Here is a 26,079-nt window from a genome sequence, read left to right on the forward strand (position 1 = left end):
TCTTTCACCTTCGGCGAATATATACACACAAAAGCGTGCATGTTTCTGGTAAAGGGTCTAACCCCAACGAACGCTTCACCCCCTTACATCTGATGAAACTCCTGCAGCGGCTGATAGGTAAAGGGTCGTTTTTGATAGGATCTGATCCCCCGCACAATGGCCTCGGCCGCAGAGAGGGTGGTGATGAACGGCACCCGGTATTTGATGGCGGTGCGGCCGATTTCGTATTCATCCTGCCGCGAACGATGGCCCAGGGGGGTTTTAATGATCAGGTGGATTTTGCCGTTTTTGATTTTGTCCACAATGTTGGGCCTTCCTTCGTTGACCTTCAGGATGGTTGTCACCGCGATGCCCCGGCTGCTGATTTGCTCGGCGGTTCCCTTGGTTGCCACGATGTCCCAGCCCAGATGACTTAAGCCTTCCGCGATGGGAAGCATTCGGTCCTTGTCACTGTCGTTGACGCTGATAAAGACGGTGCCGGTTTTGGGCACATCGATGCCCGAGGATTGAAAGGCCTTGAATACGGCGGCGCCGAAGGTGGTTGAGATGCCCATGGCTTCGCCGGTGGAACGCATTTCGGGCCGGAGGAAGATATCGGCCTTATCAAACCGGTCAAAGGGAAAGACCGATTCCTTGACCGCTACATACGGCAGATCGTAACGGAATTTATATCCCAAATCGCGCAGTTTTTTCCCGGCCATAACTTGAACGGCCAGCTTGGCCATGGGAACCCCGGTGGTTTTGCTGACAAAGGGAATGGTCCGGGAGGCGCGCGGGTTGACTTCGAGAATATAGATGGTGTCAAACATGATGGCGTATTGAATATTGATGAGGCCTTTCACTTTCAGGGCCTTGGCCAGAAGGCGCGTGTATTCCTCGATATCTTCCCGCTGTTCCCGGGTCAGCAAGTAGGGCGGCAACACGGCCATGGAGTCCCCGGAATGAACGCCTGCTTCCTCGATGTGCTGCATGATGCCGCAGATTTCCGTGTGCTCGCCGTCCGAGATGGCATCCACATCGAATTCGTAAGCGTCTTCCAGAAACCGGTCCAGCAGCACCGGGTGTTTTTCGGAAGCGGCCACCGCGTTTTTCATGTAGTGCTCCAGCGTTTCAATATCATAAACGATTTCCATGGCGCGCCCGCCCAGGACATAGGAAGGCCGCACCATGAGGGGAAACCCGATGCGGTTGCCCACCTCAATCGCTTCGGCCACGCTGGTGGCGGTTCCGTACTGCGGGTGGGGAATATTGAACTCGTGCAAGAGAGCGCCAAACCGGTCCCGGTCTTCAGCCAGGTCAATGGAGTCCGGCGAGGTTCCCCAGATGGGAACCCCTGCTGTTTCAAGCGCCAGGGCAAGCTTTAAAGGGGTCTGACCGCCGAACTGAATGATCACCCCGTCCGGTTTTTCCAGGTCGATGACGCTTAGCACATCCTCATAGGTCAGGGGCTCGAAATAGAGCTTGTCGGCCACATCGTAATCGGTACTGACGGTTTCGGGGTTGCAGTTGATCATGATGGCCTCGATCCCAAGATCCCGCAGGGCCATGATCCCGTGAACACAGCAATAGTCGAACTCGATGCCCTGGCCGATTCTATTCGGGCCGCCGCCGAGAATGATGACCTTTTTCTTTTCGCTACGCACGGATTCGTTTTCCATGTCATAGGTGGAGTAAAAATAGGGCGTAAAGGATTCAAACTCGGCGGCGCAGGTGTCCACGATCTTGTAAGACGGCAGCACGTTTTTTTCTTTTCGAAGCTGCCGAATGGCCTCTTTTGATTGATGGGTGAGAAGCCCGATATGCTGATCCGAAAATCCCAATCGCTTGGCCCTTCTTAATAAATCAGCCGGAAGCGTCGCTTGCGCGGCGATCTCTTTTTCAACGTCGACCAGCTCTTTCATGTGTTGGGTGAACCAGATATCGATACCGGAAATTTCGTAAATTTCCTGCGGGCTCATGCCGATGGAAAGGGCCTGCCAGAGTTTCAGAATCCGGTCCGGCGTGCCGAAACGCAGATCCGTCGTGAGTACCTGCCGGGTAAGGTGCTGAATGGCCGTGCCGATGGCATGAAACCCGGACCAGCCGTTTTCAAGGGATCTCAGCGTTTTATTGAAGGCTTCCTTAAAGGTCCGGCCGATGCCCATGGCCTCTCCCACGGACTTCATCTGGGAATTGAGCCGCACATCGTTGCCCGGAAATTTTTCCATGTCCCATCGGGGCACTTTCACGACCACGTAATCGATGGCCGGCTCAAAGCAGGCCGGCGTTTTGCGGGTGATATCGTTTGGAATTTCATCCAGACGATAGCCGACGGCCAGCTTGGCCGCAATCCGGGCGATGGGAAAGCCCGTGGCCTTTGAAGCAAGGGCCGAGCTTCTCGATACCCTGGGATTCATTTCAATGACGACCATTTCACCGTTTTTCGGGTTGACGGCAAATTGTATATTGGCGCCGCCGGTTTCAACGCCCACCCGGGTGACGATTTTTTTGGCCGCATTTCGCATGATCTGGTATTCCATGTCGGTCAGGGTCTGGGCAGGGGCCACCGTGATGGAGTCCCCGGTGTGAATGCCCATGGGGTCCAGATTCTCAATGGAGCAGACCACCACGAAATTATCCGCGCCGTCGCGCATGATCTCAAGCTCGTATTCCTTCCAACCGAGCACGGATTGCTCGATGAGAATTTCCGATACCGGGCTGGCCGATAACCCCCATTGAACGGCCTGAGTGAATTCTTCCCGGTTATACACCACGCTGCCGCCGATACCGCCTAGGGTAAAGGCCGGGCGAATGATCAGGGGAAACCCGACGGCTTCCTGAATGACTTCTGCTTCCGCCAATGTGTGCGCGCAACCGCCTTCCGGCACCTGCATGCCGATTTCCATCATGGCGTTTCGGAAAAGCTCCCGGTCTTCGGCCACCTTGATGGTTTCAAGGTTGGCGCCGATCAGCTCCACGCCGTATGTTTCCAGCACGCCGCTTTCCGCCAGTTCCACGGCCAGGTTCAAGCTGGTTTGCCCGCCCAGGGTCGGCAGCAAGGCGTCCGGGCGCTCGATTTCGATGATTTGGGTGATGGCCTCGGCCCGAAGGGGCTCGATATAGGTTCGATCCGAGAGCTCCGGGTCCGTCATGATGGTGGCCGGGTTGCTGTTGACCAGAATGACGATGAACCCTTCTTCCCGAAGGGCCTTGCAAGCCTGGGTGCCGGAATAATCAAATTCGCAGGCTTGACCGATCACGATCGGGCCGGATCCGATAACCAGTATTCGTTTGATGTCTTTTCGTTTCGGCATAGCGGTTATTTCATGTCCTCGATAAATTGTTGAAAAAGATACCGACTGTCGTGGGGACCGGGAGCGGATTCCGGGTGATATTGCACGGCAAAGGCCCGCAGGGATTTATGTTTAAACCCTTCGAGCGTGTTGTCGTTGAGATTGATATGCGTTACTTTGACCTCTTTTTCGGGAAGGCTGTGAATGTCCACCACAAATCCGTGGTTCTGAGAGGTAATCTCCACGGCGCCGGTCGGCAGGTGTTTGACCGGGTGATTGGCGCCGTGATGGCCGAATTTGAGCTTATGGGTTTTCCCCCCCAGGGCCAGCCCCAGAATCTGAAGGCCGAGACAAATACCGAATATCGGTTTTTTTCCCAATAACCGGCGAACGTTTTCAATGGCATAGGTCACGGGTTCGGGATCACCCGGCCCGTTTGAAAGAAAAATGCCGTCGGGTTCCCAGGCCAGAAGATCCTCGGCCGGGGCATCGGCGGGAAAAACGCGCAACCGGCATCCCACATCATAGAGCAGCCGCAGAATGGAAAACTTCACGCCGAAATCGTATACCGCGACTTTAAACGGCAGGGATTCGGCGTGGTCATCCGTTAAATCCGGGGGCCAGTCATAGGGCGCTTTGGCGGTGACTTCCTGCACGATATCCCGGCCGACCAGCTTCGGGCTGTCGCTCAGCGTTGCAAGAAGTGTGTTCACCGGATCATCACTGGTAGTGATCACGCCGAGCTGCGCGCCGTGATTCCGAATATGCCGGGTCAGCGCGCGGGTATCCACCTCACTGATGCCGACAATGCCGTAGTGCTTGAGATAATCATTCAAGGACCGGTCCGCCTTCCAGTTGCTGACCACCGGGCTGCATTCGCGAATGATGAATCCGGCCGCGTAAATTCTCCGGGATTCAAAATCCTGCGGGTTGACCCCGTAGTTGCCGATCTGGGGGTAGGTCATGCAGATCAGTTGAAAATGATAGGAGGGATCGGTCAGAATCTCCTGGTAGCCCGTCATGGCGGTATTAAATACCACCTCTCCGATGCGGGTGCCCGGTGCGCCCAGGGAAATCCCCTCAAACAGGGTGCCGTCCGCCAGTAATAACCGTGCTTTCATAGGGTTGCTCATCATTTCATCAATTGCGAGTAAAGGTTGTTTGTTTGAATGGGCCGTTCGCCCCTACAAGGTTACAATTCATCATTTCAAATCAGTCGCGTTTGAATATGCTATAATCCGGCTTTCTGTGCCGGCTCGCCCCGCCGCCGTCGATGGCCAGCAACGCCTCGACTTTCTGGGGAAGCCCGAACAACTGAATAAAGCCGTGTGCGTCCTTCTGATTGTAAACGTCTTCTTCTCCGAAAGAGGCGTAATCTTCCCGGTACAGGCTAAAGGGGCTCTTTCTGCCGGCCACGATGATGTTGCCCTTGTACAGCTTCAGGCGGACCGTGCCGGTAACCTGCTGCTGCGTGACGGTGACAAAGGCGTCCATGGCGTCCTTCAGCCGCGTAAACCACATGCCATTATACACCAGTTCCGCGTATTTAACGGCTACAAAATCCTTGTAGTGCATGGTGTTTTTGTCCAGGCAGATACTCTCCAGGGCCTGGTGCGCCCGGTGAATGACGGTGCCGGCGGGGGTTTCATAGACGCCCCGGCTCTTCATTCCCACCAGCCGGTTTTCCACCATATCCACGCGGCCGATTCCGTGCGCAGCGGCGATCCGGTTTAATTGGGTAAACAGCGTCACGGCCGAGAGCGTCTCCCCGTTGAGACTCGTGGGAACGCCCTTTTCAAACGCGATCTCGATCATTTCCGGCTTGTCCGGGGCTTTTTCCGGACTGACCGAAAGCTGAAACATGCTCTCTTCGGGCTCATTCCAGGGGTTTTCCAACAGCCCCCCTTCATGGGACAAATGAAACAGGTTCCGGTCCCGGCTGTAGATGTCCTTTTTGGTCTGAGTGACCGGCACGTTGTGTTTGGCGGCATAGGCCAGCGCATCTTCCCGGCTTCGAATATGCCATTCCCGCCAGGGCGCAATAATCTTCAATTTGGGATTCAGGGCCATGACACTCAGTTCAAACCGCACCTGATCGTTTCCCTTGCCGGTGCATCCATGGGCGATCGCGTCCGCGCCCTCGGCTTCGGCGATCTCCACCATGTGCTTGGCGATCAGCGGCCGGGCAAAGGAGGTGCCCAAAAGGTAATCGCGCTCATAAACGGCGCCGGCCTGAAGGGTCGGGTAGACATACTCCCTTAAAAATTCTTCCCGAATGTCCCGAACATAAAGTTTGCTGGCGCCCGAGGCGATAGCTTTTTTATCCAGGCCCTCCAGTTCTTCTTCCTGCCCGAGATCCGCCGTAAAGCAGATGACTTCGCAATTATCATAATTTTGTTTCAGCCAGGGGACGATGACCGAAGTGTCCAATCCACCGCTATAAGCCAACACCACTTTTTTGACGCGCTCTGTTGTCATACACTTTTTCCTTTCTATTTATCGGCAAAAAAAAAGCCCCGGCAAGTTGCCGGGGCTTTATGCATGTTAGGTTGTGTCACGCGCTTACCTTATGCCAATGCATAAACCACCCGGCCTCTCGGCGGGTACGGCGGCGGCGGATACGAATGGTTTTTGTGTTGAGTGAAAAATGTTTCATATGCTCTATCTTCAACTATTCAGCATTAAATTTGTGGCTGAACCTGACAAATCGCCTTACACTTGTCAAGAAAAAAATGGGGAAAAAATGGGGCTGCCATTTTTGCCGGTCAGGAATTCCGGGCCGGTGCCGCAAGCCGCTTTTCCCAATAATTCAAATTCGTTTTTATTTCGGCCCAGCCGGTGCCGCCCGCGCTGGAAACCCGGTCTAATATTTTCTCGCAGGACAATACGGCGAAAACATCGCTGTCAATCGCTGGGCTCACCTTTCTCATGTCGGCAAGCGTCAGGGCCGCCAGCGTCTTTTTTTCGGATTCCGCCAACCGGACAAGCTCGCCTGCGACATGGTGGGCGTCTCTGAAAAAAACCCCCTTTGCCACCAGGTGTTCCGCCAGGGCGGTGGCTTCCATAAATCCCTTTTGGGTGGAGTCGAGCAGGCGGCCCTGGTTAAAATGCGTGTGGGCGATCAGTTCGGTCAGAATGGAGACCGAGGCGAACACCGTGTCGTGCGCGTCGAAAATCCGCTCCTTGTCCTCCTGCATATCCCGGTTGTACGCCTGAGGCAGCCCCTTCATCAAGGTCAACAGCGCATAGAGCGCCGCATGCACGCGAGCGGTTTTTCCCCGCAAGAGTTCATGCACATCCGGATTCTTCTTTTGCGGCATGATCGAGGAACCGGTACAATAGCCGTCGTCAATGGTGATAAACGCGTATTCGGCGCTTGCCCAGATGATCATGTCTTCACAAAAATTGCTGATATGGGTGGCGATGAGGGATAGGTCAAGGGCGTATTCAATGAGAAAATCCCGATCGCTCACACTGTCCATGCTGTTTCTGGAAACCTGCTGAAAGTTGAGCGCCGCTGCGACCATGTTCCGGTCGATGTTCAGCGTCGTGCCGGCCAGGGCGCAAGCGCCCAGCGGAAGGACATCGGCCCGCTTCAGGCAATCTTCGATACGGGAGATATCCCGATCGAATTTTTCCAGAAAGGCCAGCAGATAAAAGGCCACGCCCACCGGCTGGGCATGCTGAAGGTGCGTAAAGCCCGGCATAATCAGGTGCTCGTTGGCGATGGCGCAGTCCAGAAAGGCCTTTTGAAGTTTTCGTAAGCGACTTGAAAGGTTTGCCCCCACATCCTTCAACCAAAGGCGAATATCGGTGGCGACCTGATCATTGCGGCTGCGGGCCGTATGAAGTTTCTTGCCGACCGGGCCGATTTTCTCGGTCAACAAATGCTCTATGAGCATATGAATGTCTTCAAATGCCGGATCAAAGACAACTCGGCCGTTTTCGATGTCCTCGGCCACCGCTTTCAGGCCGGTGATAATGGTTTGGGCTTCATTCACCCCGATAAGGCCGGCCTTGCCCAGCATTCCGGCGTGAGCGATGCTTCCCTGAATGTCATACGGGTGAAGACGATGATCAAATGACAGCGACTCCGTGAAACCCTCCACTGAGGACCGGGTGGCTTCCCGAAATCGCCCCCCCCATGGTTTTTTCATTGATGATCCCTTTTGAATCGGTTCGTTCGTTATCTCTTTGACACGCAACAGCGTGTATGATCGAAGACGGTTGTCCGGTACTATCAAATTTCCAGGACCATGCCCACTTCGTCGCACTTGAAATATTTGGGGCACCGGCTGCATTCCCCCCAGACCTTTTGAGAAAGCTCTTCTTTTCCTTTGCGTTTGAAACCGAGTTGTTTAAAGAAATCTTCCGCCAGTGTCCAGGTAAACAACATGTTGATGCCGAGTTCCGCAGCCTCTATTTTCATGTGATCGATGAGCTTTCTTCCCAGGCCCTTATGCTGGTAGTCCAGGTGAATGGCCGTAGAGCGTATTTCCGCGATGTTTTCCCAGAGCACATGTAAGCTGCCGCAAGCGATAATCAGGGGGGATGATTGCCCGGCCGGATAATCCGGAGACTTGCGCCGATCGTCCACGGCGACCACAAAATCCCTGATGTTCTCATAGATGTACTGCGGCCCCCTGGCCAGCATGAGATTAGAGGCGGCAAAACTGTTTACCAGCGTTAAAATGCCCCGGACATCCGCTACTCTGGCCTTTCGAACGGGATAGTCGCTGTCTCCCCTGGCGTCGAAGGGGATTTTATCAATTTTCGAATCCCCGGTCTCCGGAAGCTGGCCCGGGTCCGGCGGAATGTCAATATAGTCCATGCGCGTTCCCTAGTTAATAGTTACTAGTTGATATCCCAAGAAAAATGAAATTATGGGGGAAAACCCGCGGCCTGTCAAGAGGGGAGCGCAATATTAATTTCCGCATACGGGTGATGGATTGCGATGGAAAATAATTGAAAGAGAGTGCCTCTCGTATTGACGGGTTATGTAACGAATGCTAATAAATACCAATTATTCCGATCCGTGCTAACTTGGATGGCCACTTGCTGCAACCACCTGGATGGGGGCGTTGCATCGGGTCAGAGGGGCATACCTTGGTATTCTGGAGTATCCGTGAGGAATTAAGTCAGAAGGAGCGGTTAAGACGTTCGTATTATGAACTGCTGCGGGATCAACTGGATTCGTTTTTGCTTCAGTATGCCCTGGTGGATTCTTACACGAATTTCAGAGAAAAAAAAATCCCCTATCCTTTTGTTGAAAAACGCGAGCTTAAGCCCCGAGCGAGGATACCGATTGTGGAGTATGGGGAGCAGAATGCGTTTCTGGTCATTTTTATCGAGGGGGCCATTCCGGACATTCATAAAAAATATATTCGTTTTTTTGATGTCAATAAGACGACCAAATGTAATCTGCTGCAGTCCGATTTTTTGCCGCTGGACGGGCCTTTTGATCGCAGTCAAAAATATTTGGATTCGGTCCGTTTTTTTGATTTCCTTCGCGGGTTGCTTCCTGTGGATTACGCGCTGCTGATTCAGCGGGATGTGACCGCTGCGGCAAAGGATCGGTACGCCCTTTCCCATTTTCATGTCCGAATCGACTGGCCCATTGCGGAGGCAGCCGAGGATCTCGCGCAAACACTTCGCTATATTTCCAAAGACCTTTACGAAAAAGGCGACAAATACGCCGAAGACATTCAAAAGAAATTTTTCGAATATTACGGTCTGCCCGTCATGGCGGGTGGCAGAAGAACGGCCGCCATTGTCGCCGCCCAGTATATGCGGCGGCTGTCCTCTATTTCCACGGTATATGCGGGCAGCAGCGAATCCAGAGCATTGATTCGCGTGAACGAAAGAGGGGTCAGTAAATCGATTCTGATCAAACTGTCGCTTCAGGAGATTCATCAGATTGCCGAGGCGCATGGTCTTTCGGTCAGGCAGTTCTACAAGAATTACGTAGTGGTGCATGAGAAAAAGAACGCCATCTGCATTTTCCAGACCACCTATGCCTATACGGCGTCCGCCCGTCCGCCGGAGGACGGCCGATTAAGGGAAATCAACCCGGATCCCTTCTGGCTCTCCGTTGGTCTTCAACATATTCTTCCCAAGCCCGGTGTCTGGAAATATCCGCCGCTGAAGTGGAATATCATTTATGCCTGATTCGGCAAAGCCTTAGGTTGTGCGGCTTGGCATCGACATCAAATCACCTGTTACTGTCGGTAGAATTTTTGAATACAACGATAACGAACTGTTTTGTTATGGATAGTGAGCGATAAAAGGAGTTTTTCATGCCTGAAATGAACCGATTGGCTGTTTGCGATCTTCGAAGCAACTGCAGTCCGGATATATTTTTATTTAAACATACCGGAGAAATAGACCCGCTTGCCGATGTCATCGGTCAGGAACGCGCCGTGCAGGCCATTGAATTCGGACTCAATATGGAAAGCCCGGGCTATAATATCTTCGTAACCGGGATTGAAGGCACCGGCAAAAATACGATTGTCAAGGATCTGGTTACAAAATTCGCCAGAAATCTTCCAACGCCTATGGATTGGTGCCTGGTGAATAACTTTAATGACGTGTATCGGCCGGTCCCCATTGCGGTTCCTTCGGGCAAGGCGACCCGATTTTGCCGGGCGGTTCAAAAGGTGGTCGATGATGTGACCGTGAGGTTGCCCAAAGAATTTGAAAGCAAGCCCTATACGGAAAAACTAAAGGAAATAACGGAGAGTTTTAACCGGGAAAAAGCAGCACTGACCATGCAATTGGATGAAGCTGCTACCGAGAAGAGAATCGTTATCACCAAGGGCCCGGCGGGATATCAACCGGTTCCCCTCTTTGAGGGGAAGCCTATGACCACAGAATTTTTTCAAACGCTTTCGGCCGAGAAAAAAGCGGAAATAGAAGCGGAATTGCAGGCGTTTAATGAAAAAATCGATTCGGCAATGACGGAAATTCGTAAAATCAGTTATGAGCAACAGAAACGAATCGACACCCTGGTGCAGGAGACAACGCTTTTTGTTCTAAGCGATCGGATGGCCTCGATTCGCAACCAGTATCGCGACAGCAAGGATATTTTGAATTACTTGGATGAAATGAAGAGTTACATATCGGAAAATATCGAAACGATTTTACCGGAGTCCTCGGACGATGTGGAAAGCCCGGATAGATCGACCCCTCCCATGGATGTGGAAATAGACCCGTTCAAGGTAAACGTGCTGGTGGATCATCGGTTCAGCAAAGGTGCGCCGGTAATTTATGAACCGAACCCGACCTATGCCAATTTGTTCGGCAGTATCGAGAAAAAAGCGATCATGGGCATGCTCACCACCGATTATACCATGGTGCAGGCCGGCTCTCTTCTACGGGCCAACGGCGGGTATCTGATTTTGGAGATTGAATCGGTGCTGCAGAACGGACCGGTTTGGGAGGCCTTAAAGCGCGCATTGCAAAATAAGTTACTTTATATTGAAGATGCGGCGGTTGGCATGGGGATAGGCACGGCATCCCTTCGGCCTGAACCGATCCCCTTGGAAGTGAAAGTCGTGTTACTCGGCAGCTACGAAATTTTTCAGATGCTGCAGGACAACGACAGCAAGTTTAATAAAATATTCAGGGTGCGCGCGGATTTCGACCATGAAACCCAATGCAGCGAAGCGACCATGCAGCAGTATGCCAAATTTGTGGCGCGTGTCTGCCGGGAAGAAAAATTAAAACCGGTATCGGCCGAAGGGGTGGCCGCGATTGTTGAATTCGGAAAGAAAGCCGTGGCCCATCGGGATAAACTCAGTTTGCGGTTCGGCCCCGTCGTCGGCATCATTAAAGAAGCCGATTATTGGGCGCGCAGGGATAACGCTCGCATTATATCCGAGCAGCACGTCGTAACGGCCTTTAATCAATACCGTTTTCGATACAACCTCTATGAAGAAAAAATCCAGGAGTCCTATACCGACAACTCGATCATGATCGATGTGGCCGGGGAAAAGGTGGGTCAGGTAAATGCCCTGGCGGTTTTTACCATTGGCGATATCTCTTTTGGCCGTCCTTCGCGTATTACCGCCGAGACCTTCATGGGCAAGCACGGGATCATCAATATCGAACGGGAAGCCGATCTCAGCGGCAGAACTCATGACAAAGGGGTGTTGATATTGTCCGGATATTTAGGCCGAACATTTGCCCAGCAATATCCGCTATGTTTATCCATCAGCATCGCTTTTGAGCAGAGTTACATCGGCATAGACGGAGACAGTGCCTCATCAACAGAGTTGTACGCAATTTTATCCAGCCTGTCCGGCATTCCCATTCGCCAGGGCGTTGCCGTCACCGGTTCGGTAAATCAGAAGGGGGAGATTCAGGCCATCGGCGGCGTGAATCAAAAGATCGAGGGGTTTTTTGATGTCTGCAAGGCAAAAGGGTTGACCGGAAAGCAGGGGGTTATCATTCCAAAAGCGAATGTAAAAAACCTCATGCTGAGAAAAGAAGTTGTTGAAGCAGCTGAAAAGGAAATGTTTCACGTTTACCCTGCGGCTACCATTGAGGAGGGAATTGAGATGTTAACCGGCATCGCGGCGGGAACCCCGAATGCAAAAGGAGTGTACCCTTCAGACAGCCTGTACGGATTGGTTCAGAAAAAGCTTTTTTCTTATCTGGAACAGTCCTTAAAATATCAAATGGTTATGGTTTGAGATCGACAGGAATGGGTTTTTTTGAGCGCATGCGATTGCCCTGGCGGATATGGTTTCTGATTGGAAATTCCGGAAAAACATGATTATAGTAGCTTATTATGAAACGAGGTGGTTTTCATAGCTGCTTTCTTTCCGGAATAAGCTGATAATAGATGAGGAAAAATCCGTGAAGATGCCGCCATCGCTTAATGCCTTTCTTAAAACCATGCTAATCTTATCGATTACGGGGGGGTGCTCAGGCAGCCCGGCGCGCGCCCCTGAGGATACTCCCTACGGCATTGCCGAATGCCCGGATCGCCCCAATTGTGTTTCAACGAAAGCTGCCGATGAAAGGCACAAGATCGAACCGTATCGCTTAAAAAGCGACTTTGCCGCGAATTGGCGCCGGGTTGAAGAACTGGTGGCTACTATTCCGAGAACGGTGATTGTTTTGGCGACGGACACCTATCTTCATGCAGAGTGCAGGAGCCGAATCTTTCGATTTGTGGATGACCTTGAATTATCTCTGAACCTTTCCGATGGCGTTATATCCATTCGCTCCGCTTCAAGAACCGGGTATTCGGACCTGGGCGTCAATCGCCGGCGGGTCGAGTCTCTAAGGCGGAAGCTGATATCAGAGGGAATTATAGAGAACCACGTCTGACCATCGTTATTTTTTATGAGATAAGTCTTTCGGTTTTCACCGAGCGATTTTCAGATGCGCTGGCACCCCTGGGTAAGCAACGGCTTACAGCTGTAAAAAAAGCCGACGCCGGGGAAATCCCGCAAAGCACCCACGTTGGAAATTAATACATTATTGTCAATGAGTTATCTCTTAATTGATGTTACCGGATGGTGGGTATGATACTTGCTTATCAATAGAAATCTATAGGGTGACTGCCAAATTATTCGGCGCATTCACTTTCAAAAGAGAGGACGCACATGGAAATGGATCAGCCGTTATTTCCCCATTTGCCGGACCGCATCGCGGGGCTCGAAGAGCTGGCGGAAAATTTATGGTGGAGTTGGAATCCCGGCGCGCGCATGCTTTTTAAATCACTGGATCGCCAGGCCTGGAAAGACAGTGGGTATAACCCGGATAAGATGCTGCGGGAGTTGCCGCCGGAGATTCTGGCATCGGCGGTTTCAGACAAGGCCTATCTTCAGCGCTACGATGAAATTATGGCGATTTTCAAGGACTACATGACGAAAAGAGCATGCGATTTGCTGGCCACCGTTCCGGAAAACCATACCTATGCCGTGGCCTATTTTTCAGCGGAATACGGGTTGCATCGCTCGCTGCCCTTTTATGCGGGGGGGCTCGGGTTTTTGGCTGGAGATTATATAAAGGAATGCAGTGACTTATGTGTTCCGCTGGTGGCCATGGGCTTCATGTATCCGGAAGGGTATCTGAGGCAACAAATCCGTGATGACGGATGGCAGGAAAATCTGAATGAGCCGATTGATCGGGATGCCGCGGCTATTTCAAGGGTAATGGATGAAAACGGGAAACAACTTGTTGTTGAGATTCCGATGACGGATCCGCCCATTTATGTTGCGGTATGGAAGGTCAGCGTGGGAAGAATTTCGCTTTACCTGATGGATACGGATGTCGCGGCGAATGACCCCTGGAACCGAAGCATCAGTGCCCGGCTTTACACCGGAGATTTGGAACAGCGGTTGCGCCAGGAAATCGTTTTGGGGATCGGCGGCGCGGTGGTTTTAAAAACCCTGGGAATCGAGCATTACCTGTTGCATCTGAACGAGGGGCATGCCGCCTTTGCGCTTCTGGAGAGAATCAGGGAACAGGTGGCGCGGGGTAAGAATTTTGCTGCGGCGCGTCAACGGGTGGTCGACTCCACCATCTTTACGACCCATACGCCTGTTCCCGCGGGACATGACGTATTTCCTTACCCGTTGATCGAGCGATATTTCCATCAATATTGGCCCGGGTTAGGTCTTGACCGGGAGGCTTTTTTTCAAATGGGTGTCCATCCGGAACAACCCACTGCCGGATTTAATATGACGGCGTTTTCCCTTCGGCTCTCCGGATGCAAGAATGCCGTGAGCAAGCGCCATGCCGAGGTGTCCAGGCGAATGTGGCAAAGTCTGTGGCCCGATGTGCCGGAAGATCACATACCGATCGACTATGTGACCAACGGCGTACATGTGCCTACCTGGATTGAACCGAAAATGAAGCTGTTGCTGGACAAGTATTTGGGTCCGCAATGGCTTGGTGCGCATGATGATGCCGAGACATGGGCGTCCCTGGACGATATTCCGGATGATGCGTTGTGGCGGACGCATTTTTGGCTCAAGGTGAAGCTGATCGATGCGATTCGGGACCGTGCCCGCCGGCGATGGTCTCACGGCGGCGCCAGTGCTTCCGTCATGCTGACCGGGGGTGCCTTTCTGGATCCTTCGGTGTTGACCTTCGGATTTGCCCGCAGGTTTGCCACTTACAAAAGAGCGCTTTTGATTTTCAAGGATCTGGAGCGGCTAAAAAAGCACCTGAAGGATAAATGGCGGCCCATTCAAATTATTTTCGCGGGAAAGGCGCATCCGGCCGATGACCCCGGCAAGCGGGTGTTGCAAAATCTGATCAATCTGGCGCGTGATCCGCAGTTGGGCGGTCGAATCGCCTTTGTTGAGGGTTACGGCGAGCAATTGGCCCAATACCTGGTGCATGGGGTGGATGTATGGTTGAACAACCCCTTGCCGCCGCTGGAGGCCAGCGGAACAAGCGGCATGAAGGCCGCGCTCAACGGTGTTCCGCAACTGAGTATCTTGGACGGTTGGTGGATGGAAGGGTTTGACGGGAAAAACGGATGGGCCTTTGCCGGCGAAGAAGGAGGAGCGGACCCGGATTCAGCCGATTCGGAAAAATTGTATGATATTATCGAGAAGGAAATTTTGCCGATGTACTATAAAGTTTCGGAGAACGGTGTTCCGCTTGACTGGGTCAAGGTGATGAAGGCGGCCATGAAAAGCAATGCCGCCAGGTTTTCCGCGCGCAGAATGGTAAAGGAATATATCAAGAAGTTCTATTCCAGGAGTATTGAAATAACGCTGAAGGGATAGTGTTGCGACAGCTTAATCTGCAGTCACAAGATTTATGCTTAGAAAAAGACGGGGAGAGCGATGGGGCAATACAATCTGAATCGTATGTTTAAACCGCGCCATGTTGCGGTAGTGGGGGCAAGCGAAAAAGCGGGAACCATCGGCAACGCGCTGATGAAAAATCTGATTGACGGCGGGTTTTCCGGAACGTTGCTGCCGGTGAATCCCCAACATGAAATCCTTCACGGGCATCAGTCCTTTAAATCGATTTCCGCGCTGGAAACGGAAGTGGATTTGGCGATTATCGCAACACCGATTCATGGCGTTGCAGAGATCGTGAGTGAATGCGTCGAAAAGAAGGTCGGGGGCGCCGTTATTATTTCGGCGGGGGGAAAGGAGGTTGGCAAGCAGGGCCGGAAGATCGAAGAAAAAATTCAGCGGATCGCCCATGACGGGGGGCTGCGAATCGTGGGGCCGAACTGCATGGGCATTATTCAGCCCGCGGGAAAGCTCAATGCCAGCTTTGCTTCCGAGATGCCCGTGGCCGGGAGTCTGGCTTTTGTATCCCAGAGCGGCGCCATTTGTTCGGCGATTCTGGATCTGGCGTTTAAGGAGCATATCGGCTTCAGCCATTTTGTCAGCATCGGTTCCATGCTGGATGTTGATTTCGGCGATATGATCGATTTTCTGGGGAATGATTCCTCGGCAAAAAGCATTCTGTTATATATCGAAAGTTTGACGAATTTCCGAAAATTCATGAGCGCGGCCCGTTCCGTTTCCCGGATCAAACCCATTATCGTTCTCAAGTCCGGCAGAAGTCCTGCTGGGGCCAAGGCCGCCGCTTCCCACACGGGCGCCATGGCCGGCGAGGATGCGGTATATGACGCTGCCTTCAAACGGGCCGGCATCGTGCGCGTGGACACCATCGAAGAACTCTTCGACTGCGCGGAGTTGATGGCGAAGCAACCGCGGCCGCGCGGCCCCCGGCTGGCGATTCTCACCAATGGCGGAGGTCCGGGCGTGATGGCGACCGACACGCTTGCCCGGTATGGACAAGAGCCCGCCCCGCTTGACGCTGAAACCTTTCAGGCGCTTGATTCCTTTCTGCCGACCTTTTGGAGCAAGGGAAACCCCATAGACATTCTCGGCGATGCTTCGGCGGAACGGTTTCACCGTGCTCTGGAGATCTGTTTTGCCTCCAAGAACCTGGACGGGGTGCTGGTCATTCTGGCGCCCCAGGCCCTTACGGATCCGCTTTCGGTGGCCGAAGTCCTGGCTTCCGCAACCAAAGGGCGCCGGTATCCGGTGTTTACCTGCTGGATGGGCGGCAAAAGCATCGAGGTTGCCGTGGAACGCTTGAATCATGCCGGAATTCCAACCTATGATACACCGGAACGGGCGGTCAGAGCCTTTCTGTATATGGTGGAGTATGCCGGAAACCTTGAAACCCTTTTGGAAATTCCACCGAAATTGACCGGGCAGATGGTGTTTGATCAGGAAAAAGCCCGAGCACTGCTTTCCCGGGCGCCCGCGCAAACCTTTATGCCGGAAACGGATTCAAAGGATTTGCTCATGGCATATGGCCTGCCCGTTATCCGGACGGAATTTGCGGCGAGCGCGTCACAAGCCGCGAGTATCGGTCGTGAATTGGGATACCCGCTGGTCATGAAGGTTCACTCTCCGGACATTTCCCACAAGACCGATGCCGGCGGGGTCCGGCTGGATTTACGTTGCGAAGCGGATGTCAGGGAATCCTTCCGCCAAATCACATTGTCTGCTCAGCGGTACAACCCCGACGCCCGAATCGAAGGGGTAACGATTCAGCCCTATTTTGCAAATCCCGATTTTGAAATTTTACTCGGCGCCAAGCGCGATGCCAATTTCGGGCCAGTGATTCTTTTCGGTATGGGCGGCATTTTCACGGAAGTGTTAAAGGACGGTGCCTTGGGGCTCCCTCCCATGAACCGGTTGCTTGCCCGGCGGCTCATGCAGGAAACCAAAGCCTTTTCCCTGTTAAAGGGATTCCGCAACCGCCCCCCCGCGGACATGGAACGGCTCGAAGAAATGATCGTTCGGCTCTCTCAGCTCCTGATTGATTTTCCCGAAATTGCCGAGCTGGATATGAATCCCGTCTTGATCAAGAACGGCAATCCTGTTGCGGTCGATGCCCGCATACTGGTTTCACCGCTTGATGTGCCGTCCTCCCTGCATTTGGTGATCGGCCCGTATCCGGAGGAGGATGAATCCCATATGCTCAGTGTTGAGGGACACCGGATTTTTATCCGGCCCGTCAAGCCCGAGGACGTCCCCCTGTTTACGGCGTTGTTCAAGGAACTTTCCCCCACGACCATTTATTATCGTTTCTTCGGGCTGTTAAAGGAATTTAACCCCGAGATGCTGGCCCGGTTCACGCAGATCGATTACGATCGGGAGATTGCGTTGGTTGCCATTGATGAAGAGGCGCAACCCGATCGAATGCTGGGGGTTGCCAGAATCATTGGTGATCCGGATGGAAAGACGGGTGAATTTGCCGTTCTGGTAGGGGATGCCTGGCAAGGCCGGGGAATTGGTTCGACCCTGCTGGAAAAATGTCTCACAATTGCCGAAAAACGAGGGTTTAAATTGGTGCACGGCATCGTATTAAAAGAGAACAAGAACATGCTCATGCTGGGAAAAAAGTTGGGCTTTGAAATCAACAAGGATCCTGATTCCGGAGATAATGAGCTGGTTATTCATTTTGAAGGAGGCGAAGAAGGTCGCTGAAGCATTAATGTCTGGGTCGGGTAAGCAAATTCGATGCCCGCGTCACCGAACTGTTTGAGAATATCCAGATTGATGGCCTGTTGAATATCCATATAGAGCGTAAAATCCGGATCATGAACCCAGTACACAACTTCGAACTTCAGCGCGAAATCACCATATTCTTTGAAATGGGCGCGGTCGAAGCGCGTTTTGGAATTTTTTTCAATTGCCTTGCGAATCATTTCGGGAATTTGACTGATTTTTTCATGGGGCGTTTGGTAGACCACCCCAATGGAAAAAACCACGCGCCGTTCATACATGCGCCTGTAGTTGCGAATGCGGCTTTTTAGCATATCGGCATTGGCAAAGATGAGTTGTTCTCCTGATAGGCTGCGAATTCGGGTGGTTTTCAAGCCCACATGTTCTATCGTGCCCATGTAATCGTCGATAATGATAAAATCTCCGATGACAAAGGGTTTATCCAGAACAATCGAGAAAGAGGCAAATAAATCCCCCAACACATTCTGAATGGCCAGGGCTACGGCAATACCGCTGATACCGAGCCCGGCGATGAGAGTGGTGATGTTGAAACCTAAATTGTCCAGGCCGATTAGGAGCAGAATGATCCAGATCATCATGCGCAAAAGAAACCCGACAGAGGTCAATGTGGTGACCGCCCCGGCATTGCTTGCTAGTTTTTGTGACCGATAGCGGTTGACCCAAAAACTCACACTATGGGTGCAAAGAACGGCGATCTGAATCAAAACGAAAATAGCCACCGTATGGCCAAGAACGGCATTGACTTTTTCCGGAAGAGAAAGCTGCAGAGAGCCAAGATAGACGGCCAGAACAAGCAAACAGAGGATATTCAGGCGATCAATCAATTCCGCCAGTAAATTGTCCCAGATGGTGTCGGTTTTGGCGGCAAAGGCTGAGAGCTTTTTGTAGATGACGCGCCTGGCTATTTCCACGGCCAGAAAAAAGAACATCGCCATCGCGACAGCGATCAGCCATTCCACTAACTGATTGTGATAGAGGATAATTTCTGAAAACATAGGCATCCTTCCAATCGGTCTTTTCGGGAAGCTTATTCATTATGGCGCCAAATGTCAAATTTGTGAGAACTGTCGGTTGCTTACTCATTTATCCTATGCCTATCCCTGCCAGGCCGGGAGCCGGGCTGTTTGGCGGCCAAAGAATTGCTCCAATTAAGCACGCTTTTTCGTGCACGTTTTAATTAGAGGAGCCGGTTTTTCCGGAAGTCGACAGTGCGTGAGAGAGCGCTAAGGACATGAAACGGAGGAGCCTAAATTTTTTTAAGTCATTTTTTTTGACATTACATCCGGTCGCGCATATAGATTGAGATATTGGTCACTTTTTCAGGCGGGATGAACCGGCTGTTCTGGTCCGGGCTACGGATTTTAATTTTACATTACCAGGATGTTCATTATATCGTTTTATTGTTTCCTCGGCGTGACCGGTTCCCCCTGTGCCTGCTTTTAGCTATAAGGGATAGGGAGGATAACTTTATATCCGCATTGTTTACTAACGTTGTAATTTGGTTAAGGAGGCGATGATGGCGAAAGGAAAATTCGTAAAAGAGGAAAAACGGCGTAGAGTCAGTTTCTCATACGAGTCAACGGAAGCCAAAGAAGTCATTCTGATGGGGGACTTCAATAATTGGAATTCAAAGGCGCATCCGATGAAACATGATAGAAAAGGCTTGTGGAAAATATCACTCATGCTGGCTCCTGAAACATACGAGTACCGGTTTCTGGTGGACGGTGAGTGGAAAAATGATCCAAATCAGGAGAGTTGTCCCAACCCGTTCGGTACGGTCAATAATTATATCGTGGTGGTGCCGCACACCAAAAATAACAGGGGTGTTTCATAGCAAACCGCTTGGAAAATTCTTACGCAGCGGGTGTCCTGATATATCGACCGGTGATTTAGGCCCTTTACCAGAAACATGCACGCTTTTGCGTGTATATTCGCCGAAGGTGAAAGATGGCTTTTATGCATCCCAGCATCCCAGCATCCCAGCATCCGGCTCTGCCGGATTAGGTGATTGATAATAATCTTTTATATCTTGAAAATTGTCTTGTTTGCGGCGTGTATGGAATACTTGAAAAAAAATAGCTTGAAAAAAGACGGGGGTCAGCATAATTTTACTGCATGTGCGCCGTTAATCTGAATTTTCTTTTGTGATTGGGGAGGATGGCCCTGGGGGAGAAAAGAAAATGGAAACGTTTTCGTTCTCCGTTTTATGAACAGATTGTCATTCAAATGGGAGGCGTCTGGTATGAATAAGAAATGGGTTCTGATTTTATGTGTCCTGTTTATCGGTATGGTCGGGTGTGCAAAATCTCACTTCGGTGTCACCGACCGGACCCTCATCGTGCCGCCGGAGGTTGCACAGACAGAGGAAGCCATTGCAAGTGCCAAACAATCCGAGGGTGCAACGTATTGTCCTGAAAAAATTGCACAGGCGGAAGAATTGGCCAAACAGGCAATGATCGCCTATTGGTCTTGTACGACGTGTGATGTAAGCAAGGCGATGAACATGCTGGCCCAAGCGCGGGATCTGGCAAACGAAGCGAAAGCCTGTCAGCCGCCGCCCGCACCGACCCCGCCGCCCGCCCCCGCACCGGCGCCGGTAGAAAGGCAGCCCATTAGTTTTCATTCAGTGTATTTTGATTTCGACAAGGCGGACCTAACACCGGACGCCAAGGCGGAATTGGATCGGGCGGCCCAGACCATGATGGATAACCCGGATGTGGTGCTGGAACTGCAAGGCAACACATGTTCCATGGGGCCAGCGTCCTATAACAAGGCGTTGGGTGACCGAAGGGCCAAATCCGTGCATGATTATTTAGTATCAAAGGGGATTAGCAGCGATCGGTTGAAAACGGTGAGTTTCGGACTGGCGCAACCGAAACACCCCAATACCACGCGGGAAGGCCGTTCCAAGAACCGCCGGGTGGATTTGGTGATCCTCAAATAGGGTGAATACCGTTCCGCGGCTGATATTTGATAAGATTATTCAACAAACGGGTACGGCTCCCCCTTGAAGAATTTAATCAGGGGGGCGCCGTTTTCCTTCATGGCGTCTCGAAGCATGTCAGCCCCCGAGATATGCCTTTTTCACATCGGGATCATTCCTCAGCGCTTCGGAGGATCCCTGCACCACGATCTCGCCGGTGTCCATGACATAGCCGCGATGAGCGAACTGTAGGGCCAGTCTCGCGTTTTGCTCGATCACCAGAATGGTGATTCCCTGGCGATTTAATTCCTTTAACGCCCGGAACAGGTCATACATCAATACCGGCGCCAGCCCCATGGACGGCTCGTCCAGAAGTAAGAACCGGCATCCGGTCATGAGGGATCTGCCCACGGCCAGCATCTGTTGCTCTCCGCCGGATAAGGATTCGCTACGCTGCCTGGCGCGTTCGAGCAGCCGGGGAAACAGAGAAAAAACCCGCTCGTAATCCGCCTTGATGCCGGAATCATTTTTCCGGGCATAAGTAGCCAGCTCCAGGTTTTCAAGGACGGTGAGATTTCCGAAAATGTGGCGGCCCTCCGGCACCAGCGAAATTTTCTTTTTGGCCACGACTTCGTGTGTTTCAACGGCAAGCAGACTTTCTCCTTCAAATTGAATGTTACCCGACACCACGGTGGGGCCATCCGGGGGCTGCACCCGGCAGATGGAAAAAAGAGTGGTGGTTTTTCCGGCGCCGTTTGCGCCGATCAAGGTGACGATTTCTCCCTCATTCACATGAAAGGAGACGCCGTGAAGGACGTCGATGTTTCCGTACCGTACATGAAGGTTCTCGATGCTCAGCATTAAATTTTCTCGTCTCCCAGGTATGCCTTGATGACCAGCGGGTTGTTCTGAATCTCTTCCGGTGTTCCCTCTGCGATGGTGGCGCCGAAATCGATCACCTTGATTCGTTGGCAGAGGCTCATGACCACCTTCATCTGGTGCTCGATGAGAAGAATGGTCACATTGAATCTTTGATGAATGGCGCGAACCAGCTCGATCAAGTTCTGCACATCCGAGGAGTTGAGCCCGGCCGCTGGTTCATCGAGAAGAAGGAGTTTGGGCTTGAGGCTCAGCGCTCTTGCGATTTCCACACGGCGTTGCAATCCATAGGGCAGGTTGCCCGGAACCTCCCGAGCCACCTGGGAAAGCCCCAGAGAATCGAGAATCTCCATGGCAAAATTCAGAATCGCCTCCTCCCGGTTCAAAAAGCGCCGGGTACGAAAAAAAGTGTCCCATAGCCCGTAATTTAACTGGTAATGCTGAGCGATGCGAAGATTGTCCAGTACGCTCATGGCCGGCCACAGCCGAATATTCTGAAAGGTTCGACCGATTCCCAGGCGGGTCACCTGGTGGGGTTTGAGTCCGCGGGTGTTGGTTCCGTTGAAAACGATGTTTCCCCGGCTTGCCCGGTAAAAGCCGCTGATCAGGTTGAAAATGGTGGTTTTGCCCGCGCCGTTCGGGCCGATGACGCCATAGAGTTCGTGGCCGTTCAAGGTGAGATCAAACTTCGAAACCGCGCAAAGACCGCCGAAAGATCGGGTCAGGTTCCGTATTTCCAAAAGAGGCATGCCCTATTTCCAATCGGTCATTTGAAGCGGTAAAAACGCTTTAATTTCGGGAAAAGATCCGATAGCTCCCGGTTTCCCATAATTCCTTCTGGCCGGAACTGCATCAGAATAATCAGCATGAACGGCACAATCACCCATTTTAGAATCTGAAGCCCGCGAAGGGATTCCAGAAGCAGGGTAAACAGCACCGCCGCCAGGACCGCGCCGCTCAAAGACCCCATGCCGCCCAGATAGACCATGACCATGCATTCCGTAGATTTCATGATCCCAAAGGCGTTCGGGTTGATATATCCGTAATCATGAGCGAAAAGCCCGCCCGCAAGCCCCGCGAGGCCCGAGGAGATCATAAAGGCCACCAGTTTCATTCGATTGGTGTTGACGCTCATCATCTCGGCGGCGGTTTCATCCTGGCACACGGCCATAACGCCCTTGCCCAGGGTGGAGTCGACAAAACGCCGCAGCAGCCAGAGGGTCAGAATCATGCCCGAATAAATCCACAGGAGCATCCAGGGAATGTTGAATTCCTTTTCCATGGCACGAACCACCTGGGTCATGCCCATAAATCCCCTGGGGCCGCCGATGAAATCAAGGTTTACGATGAGGGTGATAATAATGAAAATGGCCGCAATCGTGATGATGGCCAGATAATCCCCCCGGGTTCGAAAAGAGGGAATCGCCACCAATAATCCGGCCAGGGCCGCGCATACGGCACCAATAAGCAAAATAGCGGGAAATAAATAGACCGCCAGGGAAGGCGACAACAGGGGGGCGCCGAAATATTTGCTTTCCGCGAACAAAAGCACACTGAGCACCGAGGATACATAGGCTCCCACCGCCATGAATCCGCCATGTCCGCAGGAAAATTCGCCCATATACCCGTTCACCAGGTTCAGGCTGGCCGCCAGCATCACGTTGATGCACATATAGCGAATGACCTGCTGCATATACCCGGATAGAAAATGGGTCGCAAACAGGGTCATCAAAAGGGCAAAGAGTGCGGCGATGAGTAAGGGAAGGCTATAGTTTCGCATCATTTTTTTTCGGTTTATATTTTCGTTGTTTTTGCCACGCCGAAAAGCCCGGTCGGTCGTAAGGACAGAATCACGAGCAAAATGGCAAACGCAATCAAATCCCGAAAGGCGGAGGGAAAAACCGCCACCACGATAATTTCCAGAAACCCCAGTAAAAAACCACCCACAAACGCCCCGCGGATATCGCCGATGCCGCCCACGACCGCGGCGATAAAGGCCTTCCATCCCATGAGCGCGCCCATATAGGGTTCCAGCACCGGATAGGACAGGGCGAACAGAACGCCCGCAAGCCCTGCCATCGCAGAGCCCAGCACGAACGTGACAATGATGATATAATCAATGGGAATACCCATGAGCGGAACGGCCAGCCGATCGTAGGAAATGGCCCGCATGGCCATTCCGGCTCTGGTCTTGGTGACGATAAACTGCAATAAGAGAAAGACGATCGGCGCGGCCACCACCACGATGATTTTCAGATTGGTGATGCTGACGCCACCGACGGTGTATACGACTTTGTCCAGAAGGTCGGGGAATTTTTTCCGGCTGGCGCCGAGCAGGGCGAGATTGCCGCTTTCCAGCATCAACCCGCACATAAGAGAGGTAATGACCACATAGAGCTTGTGCGCGCCTTTTTTGCGTAACGGCCGGTAGGCCACCCGTTCGATGAAAACCCCGACGCCGGCGGTCAGGGCCATGGTCAGGGGGATGGTGAGTGCGAGGATGACCCCATTGGGCAAGACCGGTGTTGAAACGCCGAGCAACAGTGTGGAAACGAAAAAGGCGATATACGCCCCGACCATGAAGATGTCGCCGTGGGCGAAATTGATCAGGGAAAGCACGCCGTACACGAGGCAATAGCCCAACGCAATCAGGGAGTAAAAGCTTCCCCATTGCAGGGCATTGACCCCATTTTGAATCACTAGTTCAACCACGTCATTCACCGATAAAACGAAAAGGGAAGGGGTCGCCGGGTTACGGGCAAACCGATTCCTGGAAAACGAATTTTCCCTCATCGCTGATGCGCACGACGACGGCGCATTTAATGGGGTCGCCGATGGTGCCGTCGAACTTCATCTTTCCGGTGATGCCGTCATAATCGCTGATCGTTGCCATGGCATTCCGCACGGCCTTTCGGTCCGCGGCAAGATCGCCGGTCAACGTTCCGGCTTCTTGTATTCCTTTGAGAACAATCCCCAGGGAATCCCAGGTCAGCGCAGCCACGTCATCCGGCACATAACCGAATTTGGCATGGTATTTATCAATAAATTCTTTGGTTTTTCCCATAGCCCCCTCGGCAGCGTAATGCGTGGAAAAGAAAAGCCCCTTGCAGTGATCGCCACACAGGGTCATGAGCTCCGCAGAGCCCCAGGCATCCGATCCCATGATCGGGCCGCTCCAGCCAAGGTCCAATGCCTGTCTTACGATGAGTGCCACCTGGTTGTAGTTATCGGGGATAAAAATAAAGTCCGGCTTGGCTGCGATGATGGTCGTGAGCTGGGCGCTGAAATCCTGATCCTTGTCGCTGTGACTCTCAAAGGCCACCACGGAGCCCTCGCCGTTCTTTTCGATCCAGACCGATTTAAAAATTTCGGCAAGGCCCTTGCTGTAATCATTGGTCATATCGAAAAGAACCGCGGATGTCTTGGCATGAAACTGCTTGATCGCGAAATTGGCCGCTACCGGGCCTTGAAAGGGATCCAGAAAGCCCGCCCGGAAAACCCAGGGACGATCTTTCGTCGTATCCGGGTTGGTGGACCAGGGTGACACCATGGGCGTTTGGTTGTCGTTACAGGTACCGCCCGCCGGAATGGCCTGTTTGCTTGAGTTCGGGCCGATGACGGCCAACACGTTATCCTGCGTAATCAACTTCAATGCCGTGTTGACCGCGGATTCGGGCTTGGCCTCGTTGTCGCCGTAAATAAATTCAAGTTTGTATTTCTTATCTCCGACCTGAAGCCCGCCCAACGCGTTAATTTCATCCTTCAGCAATTCTCCGGCATATTTGGAGGCTTCCCCGACCTTTGGAATGTCGCCTGTCAATTCAATGTTAAACCCGACTCTGATCGTTTGTTCCTGTTGCTTTCCGCAGCCGAAGACCCCAAAACACGCGGTGGTGCCAAATATGACGATAAAAATCGCCAAGGATTTTTTCATACCTGCCTCCTGTCTGAATGAATCGGAACGAAGCCTGAAAAACAAAAAATATCATTAAGTTAAACAGTAAGACCGGCCCAACTTTTCTGCGTTGAATCTAGCGATCAGCTTCGTGATGCAGTGCATCTCATACCATCTGACCATTAAAAATCAAGATGAATGACATATCCTTCCCGTGCAATTGCTTATCTATCTGGTTGCAGCGGCATTAGCGGCGCCGTGGAAGGATGATCGGATGGAGGCTGTGGCACTGTTTGAACCCATTAGGCGTTGTTATGAAAACGCAGCCCGCCGGTTTACGCTCAATAACAACCTACTGGCTATTATGATGGCTCATTTGAGGTGTGCGCGTTCATGGCAGGCTGCTTTTTCATTACAAGGTCTTATGGGTGAGTTTGACACGGCTGGAATCTGATTATCCTTCTACGGCGTCGCGGCCTACGAAGAGAAAGGTGATTGTTCTAATGCCGCCGGGATAGGTGTTTATTAAGACCAGTCAAACGTGCACGTTGCGGTTTGATCCTGCAGCCTCGCCCC

At 52.3% G+C, this 26,079-nt stretch carries 18 protein-coding genes; 7 read left to right on the top strand and 11 right to left on the bottom strand.

What is annotated here, in order from left to right:
* Window positions 1-83 precede the first annotated feature (83 nt).
* From carB to RBT11_14380, 5 genes are all read right to left on the bottom strand, one after another.
* On the bottom strand, window positions 84-3,293 hold the full coding sequence (gene carB, locus RBT11_14360; GenBank protein ID MDX9787963.1) for a carbamoyl-phosphate synthase large subunit: 3,210 nt from the start codon (window positions 3,291-3,293) through the stop codon (window positions 84-86).
* A 5-nt stretch (window positions 3,294-3,298) separates the two neighbouring features.
* The gene (gene carA / locus RBT11_14365) at window positions 3,299-4,405 is read right to left on the bottom strand and encodes a glutamine-hydrolyzing carbamoyl-phosphate synthase small subunit (protein MDX9787964.1); all 1,107 of its coding nucleotides are present in this window, start codon (window positions 4,403-4,405) and stop codon (window positions 3,299-3,301) included.
* 79 nt (window positions 4,406-4,484) lie between these two features.
* Window positions 4,485-5,750 carry an argininosuccinate synthase gene (locus RBT11_14370; protein ID MDX9787965.1) on the bottom strand — a complete coding sequence of 422 codons (1,266 nt, stop codon included), beginning with the start codon at window positions 5,748-5,750 and terminating at the stop codon, window positions 4,485-4,487.
* 287 nt (window positions 5,751-6,037) lie between these two features.
* Complete coding sequence (gene argH, locus RBT11_14375; GenBank protein ID MDX9787966.1) at window positions 6,038-7,429, bottom strand: argininosuccinate lyase; 1,392 nt, start codon at window positions 7,427-7,429, stop codon at window positions 6,038-6,040.
* A gap of 83 nt (window positions 7,430-7,512) precedes the next feature.
* Window positions 7,513-8,103 (bottom strand): N-acetyltransferase, encoded by a 591-nt coding sequence (locus RBT11_14380; protein MDX9787967.1) that lies wholly within the window; start codon window positions 8,101-8,103, stop codon window positions 7,513-7,515.
* Between the two features lie 224 nt (window positions 8,104-8,327).
* Here RBT11_14380 and RBT11_14385 point away from each other — a divergent pair, with 224 nt between their 5' ends.
* From RBT11_14385 to RBT11_14405, 5 genes are all read left to right on the top strand, one after another.
* Window positions 8,328-9,440 carry a hypothetical protein gene (locus RBT11_14385; GenBank protein ID MDX9787968.1) on the top strand — a complete coding sequence of 371 codons (1,113 nt, stop codon included), beginning with the start codon at window positions 8,328-8,330 and terminating at the stop codon, window positions 9,438-9,440.
* A 128-nt stretch (window positions 9,441-9,568) separates the two neighbouring features.
* Window positions 9,569-11,965, top strand: a complete 2,397-nt coding sequence (locus RBT11_14390; GenBank protein MDX9787969.1) for an ATP-binding protein — start codon at window positions 9,569-9,571, stop codon at window positions 11,963-11,965.
* Between the two features lie 172 nt (window positions 11,966-12,137).
* Window positions 12,138-12,608: a DUF1499 domain-containing protein gene (locus RBT11_14395; protein ID MDX9787970.1), complete on the top strand. Its 471-nt coding sequence runs from the start codon at window positions 12,138-12,140 to the stop codon at window positions 12,606-12,608.
* A 278-nt stretch (window positions 12,609-12,886) separates the two neighbouring features.
* Window positions 12,887-15,025 carry an alpha-glucan family phosphorylase gene (gene glgP, locus RBT11_14400; GenBank protein ID MDX9787971.1) on the top strand — a complete coding sequence of 713 codons (2,139 nt, stop codon included), beginning with the start codon at window positions 12,887-12,889 and terminating at the stop codon, window positions 15,023-15,025.
* Window positions 15,026-15,085: 60 nt separating this feature from the next.
* Window positions 15,086-17,767 carry a GNAT family N-acetyltransferase gene (locus tag RBT11_14405; protein ID MDX9787972.1) on the top strand — a complete coding sequence of 894 codons (2,682 nt, stop codon included), beginning with the start codon at window positions 15,086-15,088 and terminating at the stop codon, window positions 17,765-17,767.
* Here the strand turns inward: RBT11_14405 and RBT11_14410 are convergent.
* On the bottom strand, window positions 17,737-18,801 hold the full coding sequence (locus RBT11_14410; protein ID MDX9787973.1) for a mechanosensitive ion channel family protein: 1,065 nt from the start codon (window positions 18,799-18,801) through the stop codon (window positions 17,737-17,739). The two genes, RBT11_14405 and RBT11_14410, sit on opposite strands and share 31 nt — an antisense overlap.
* A gap of 521 nt (window positions 18,802-19,322) precedes the next feature.
* Between RBT11_14410 and RBT11_14415 the strand changes: the two genes are divergently transcribed.
* Window positions 19,323-19,640 (top strand): glycogen-binding domain-containing protein, encoded by a 318-nt coding sequence (locus RBT11_14415; GenBank protein ID MDX9787974.1) that lies wholly within the window; start codon window positions 19,323-19,325, stop codon window positions 19,638-19,640.
* Window positions 19,641-20,048: 408 nt separating this feature from the next.
* On the top strand, window positions 20,049-20,750 hold the full coding sequence (locus RBT11_14420; protein MDX9787975.1) for an OmpA family protein: 702 nt from the start codon (window positions 20,049-20,051) through the stop codon (window positions 20,748-20,750).
* Between the two features lie 117 nt (window positions 20,751-20,867).
* Here RBT11_14420 and RBT11_14425 read toward each other — a convergent pair whose 3' ends face one another.
* Genes RBT11_14425 through RBT11_14445 form a run of 5 tightly spaced genes read right to left on the bottom strand, consistent with a single transcriptional unit; the run spans window position 20,868 to window position 25,542 of the window.
* On the bottom strand, window positions 20,868-21,590 hold the full coding sequence (locus RBT11_14425; protein MDX9787976.1) for an ABC transporter ATP-binding protein: 723 nt from the start codon (window positions 21,588-21,590) through the stop codon (window positions 20,868-20,870).
* Window positions 21,590-22,357, bottom strand: a complete 768-nt coding sequence (locus RBT11_14430) for an ABC transporter ATP-binding protein (GenBank protein MDX9787977.1) — start codon at window positions 22,355-22,357, stop codon at window positions 21,590-21,592. Before RBT11_14430 ends, RBT11_14425 begins: the two co-directional genes overlap by 1 nt.
* 17 nt (window positions 22,358-22,374) lie before the next feature.
* Window positions 22,375-23,391, bottom strand: a complete 1,017-nt coding sequence (locus RBT11_14435) for a branched-chain amino acid ABC transporter permease (GenBank protein MDX9787978.1) — start codon at window positions 23,389-23,391, stop codon at window positions 22,375-22,377.
* Between the two features lie 11 nt (window positions 23,392-23,402).
* Window positions 23,403-24,320 carry a branched-chain amino acid ABC transporter permease gene (locus tag RBT11_14440; protein ID MDX9787979.1) on the bottom strand — a complete coding sequence of 306 codons (918 nt, stop codon included), beginning with the start codon at window positions 24,318-24,320 and terminating at the stop codon, window positions 23,403-23,405.
* A 40-nt stretch (window positions 24,321-24,360) separates the two neighbouring features.
* On the bottom strand, window positions 24,361-25,542 hold the full coding sequence (locus RBT11_14445) for an ABC transporter substrate-binding protein (protein MDX9787980.1): 1,182 nt from the start codon (window positions 25,540-25,542) through the stop codon (window positions 24,361-24,363).
* Window positions 25,543-26,079 lie beyond the last annotated feature (537 nt).

Source organism: Desulfobacterales bacterium (assembly GCA_034003325.1).
In the GTDB taxonomy this organism is placed as follows: domain Bacteria; phylum Desulfobacterota; class Desulfobacteria; order Desulfobacterales; family JAFDDL01; genus JAVEYW01.

Coding starts and splice junctions, on each gene's coding strand:
- glgP (MDX9787971.1), top strand. CDS start 12,887: ATGGAAATGGATCAGCCGTTATTTCCCCATTTGCCGGACCGCATCGCG.
- RBT11_14445 (MDX9787980.1), bottom strand. CDS start 25,542: ATGAAAAAATCCTTGGCGATTTTTATCGTCATATTTGGCACCACCGCG.
- RBT11_14395 (MDX9787970.1), top strand. CDS start 12,138: ATGCCGCCATCGCTTAATGCCTTTCTTAAAACCATGCTAATCTTATCG.
- RBT11_14390 (MDX9787969.1), top strand. CDS start 9,569: ATGCCTGAAATGAACCGATTGGCTGTTTGCGATCTTCGAAGCAACTGC.
- RBT11_14420 (MDX9787975.1), top strand. CDS start 20,049: ATGAATAAGAAATGGGTTCTGATTTTATGTGTCCTGTTTATCGGTATG.
- RBT11_14430 (MDX9787977.1), bottom strand. CDS start 22,357: ATGCCTCTTTTGGAAATACGGAACCTGACCCGATCTTTCGGCGGTCTT.
- RBT11_14370 (MDX9787965.1), bottom strand. CDS start 5,750: ATGACAACAGAGCGCGTCAAAAAAGTGGTGTTGGCTTATAGCGGTGGA.
- RBT11_14380 (MDX9787967.1), bottom strand. CDS start 8,103: ATGGACTATATTGACATTCCGCCGGACCCGGGCCAGCTTCCGGAGACC.
- carB (MDX9787963.1), bottom strand. CDS start 3,293: ATGCCGAAACGAAAAGACATCAAACGAATACTGGTTATCGGATCCGGC.
- RBT11_14415 (MDX9787974.1), top strand. CDS start 19,323: ATGGCGAAAGGAAAATTCGTAAAAGAGGAAAAACGGCGTAGAGTCAGT.
- RBT11_14410 (MDX9787973.1), bottom strand. CDS start 18,801: ATGTTTTCAGAAATTATCCTCTATCACAATCAGTTAGTGGAATGGCTG.
- carA (MDX9787964.1), bottom strand. CDS start 4,405: ATGAGCAACCCTATGAAAGCACGGTTATTACTGGCGGACGGCACCCTG.
- RBT11_14435 (MDX9787978.1), bottom strand. CDS start 23,391: ATGATGCGAAACTATAGCCTTCCCTTACTCATCGCCGCACTCTTTGCC.
- RBT11_14405 (MDX9787972.1), top strand. CDS start 15,086: ATGGGGCAATACAATCTGAATCGTATGTTTAAACCGCGCCATGTTGCG.
- RBT11_14425 (MDX9787976.1), bottom strand. CDS start 21,590: ATGCTGAGCATCGAGAACCTTCATGTACGGTACGGAAACATCGACGTC.
- argH (MDX9787966.1), bottom strand. CDS start 7,429: ATGAAAAAACCATGGGGGGGGCGATTTCGGGAAGCCACCCGGTCCTCA.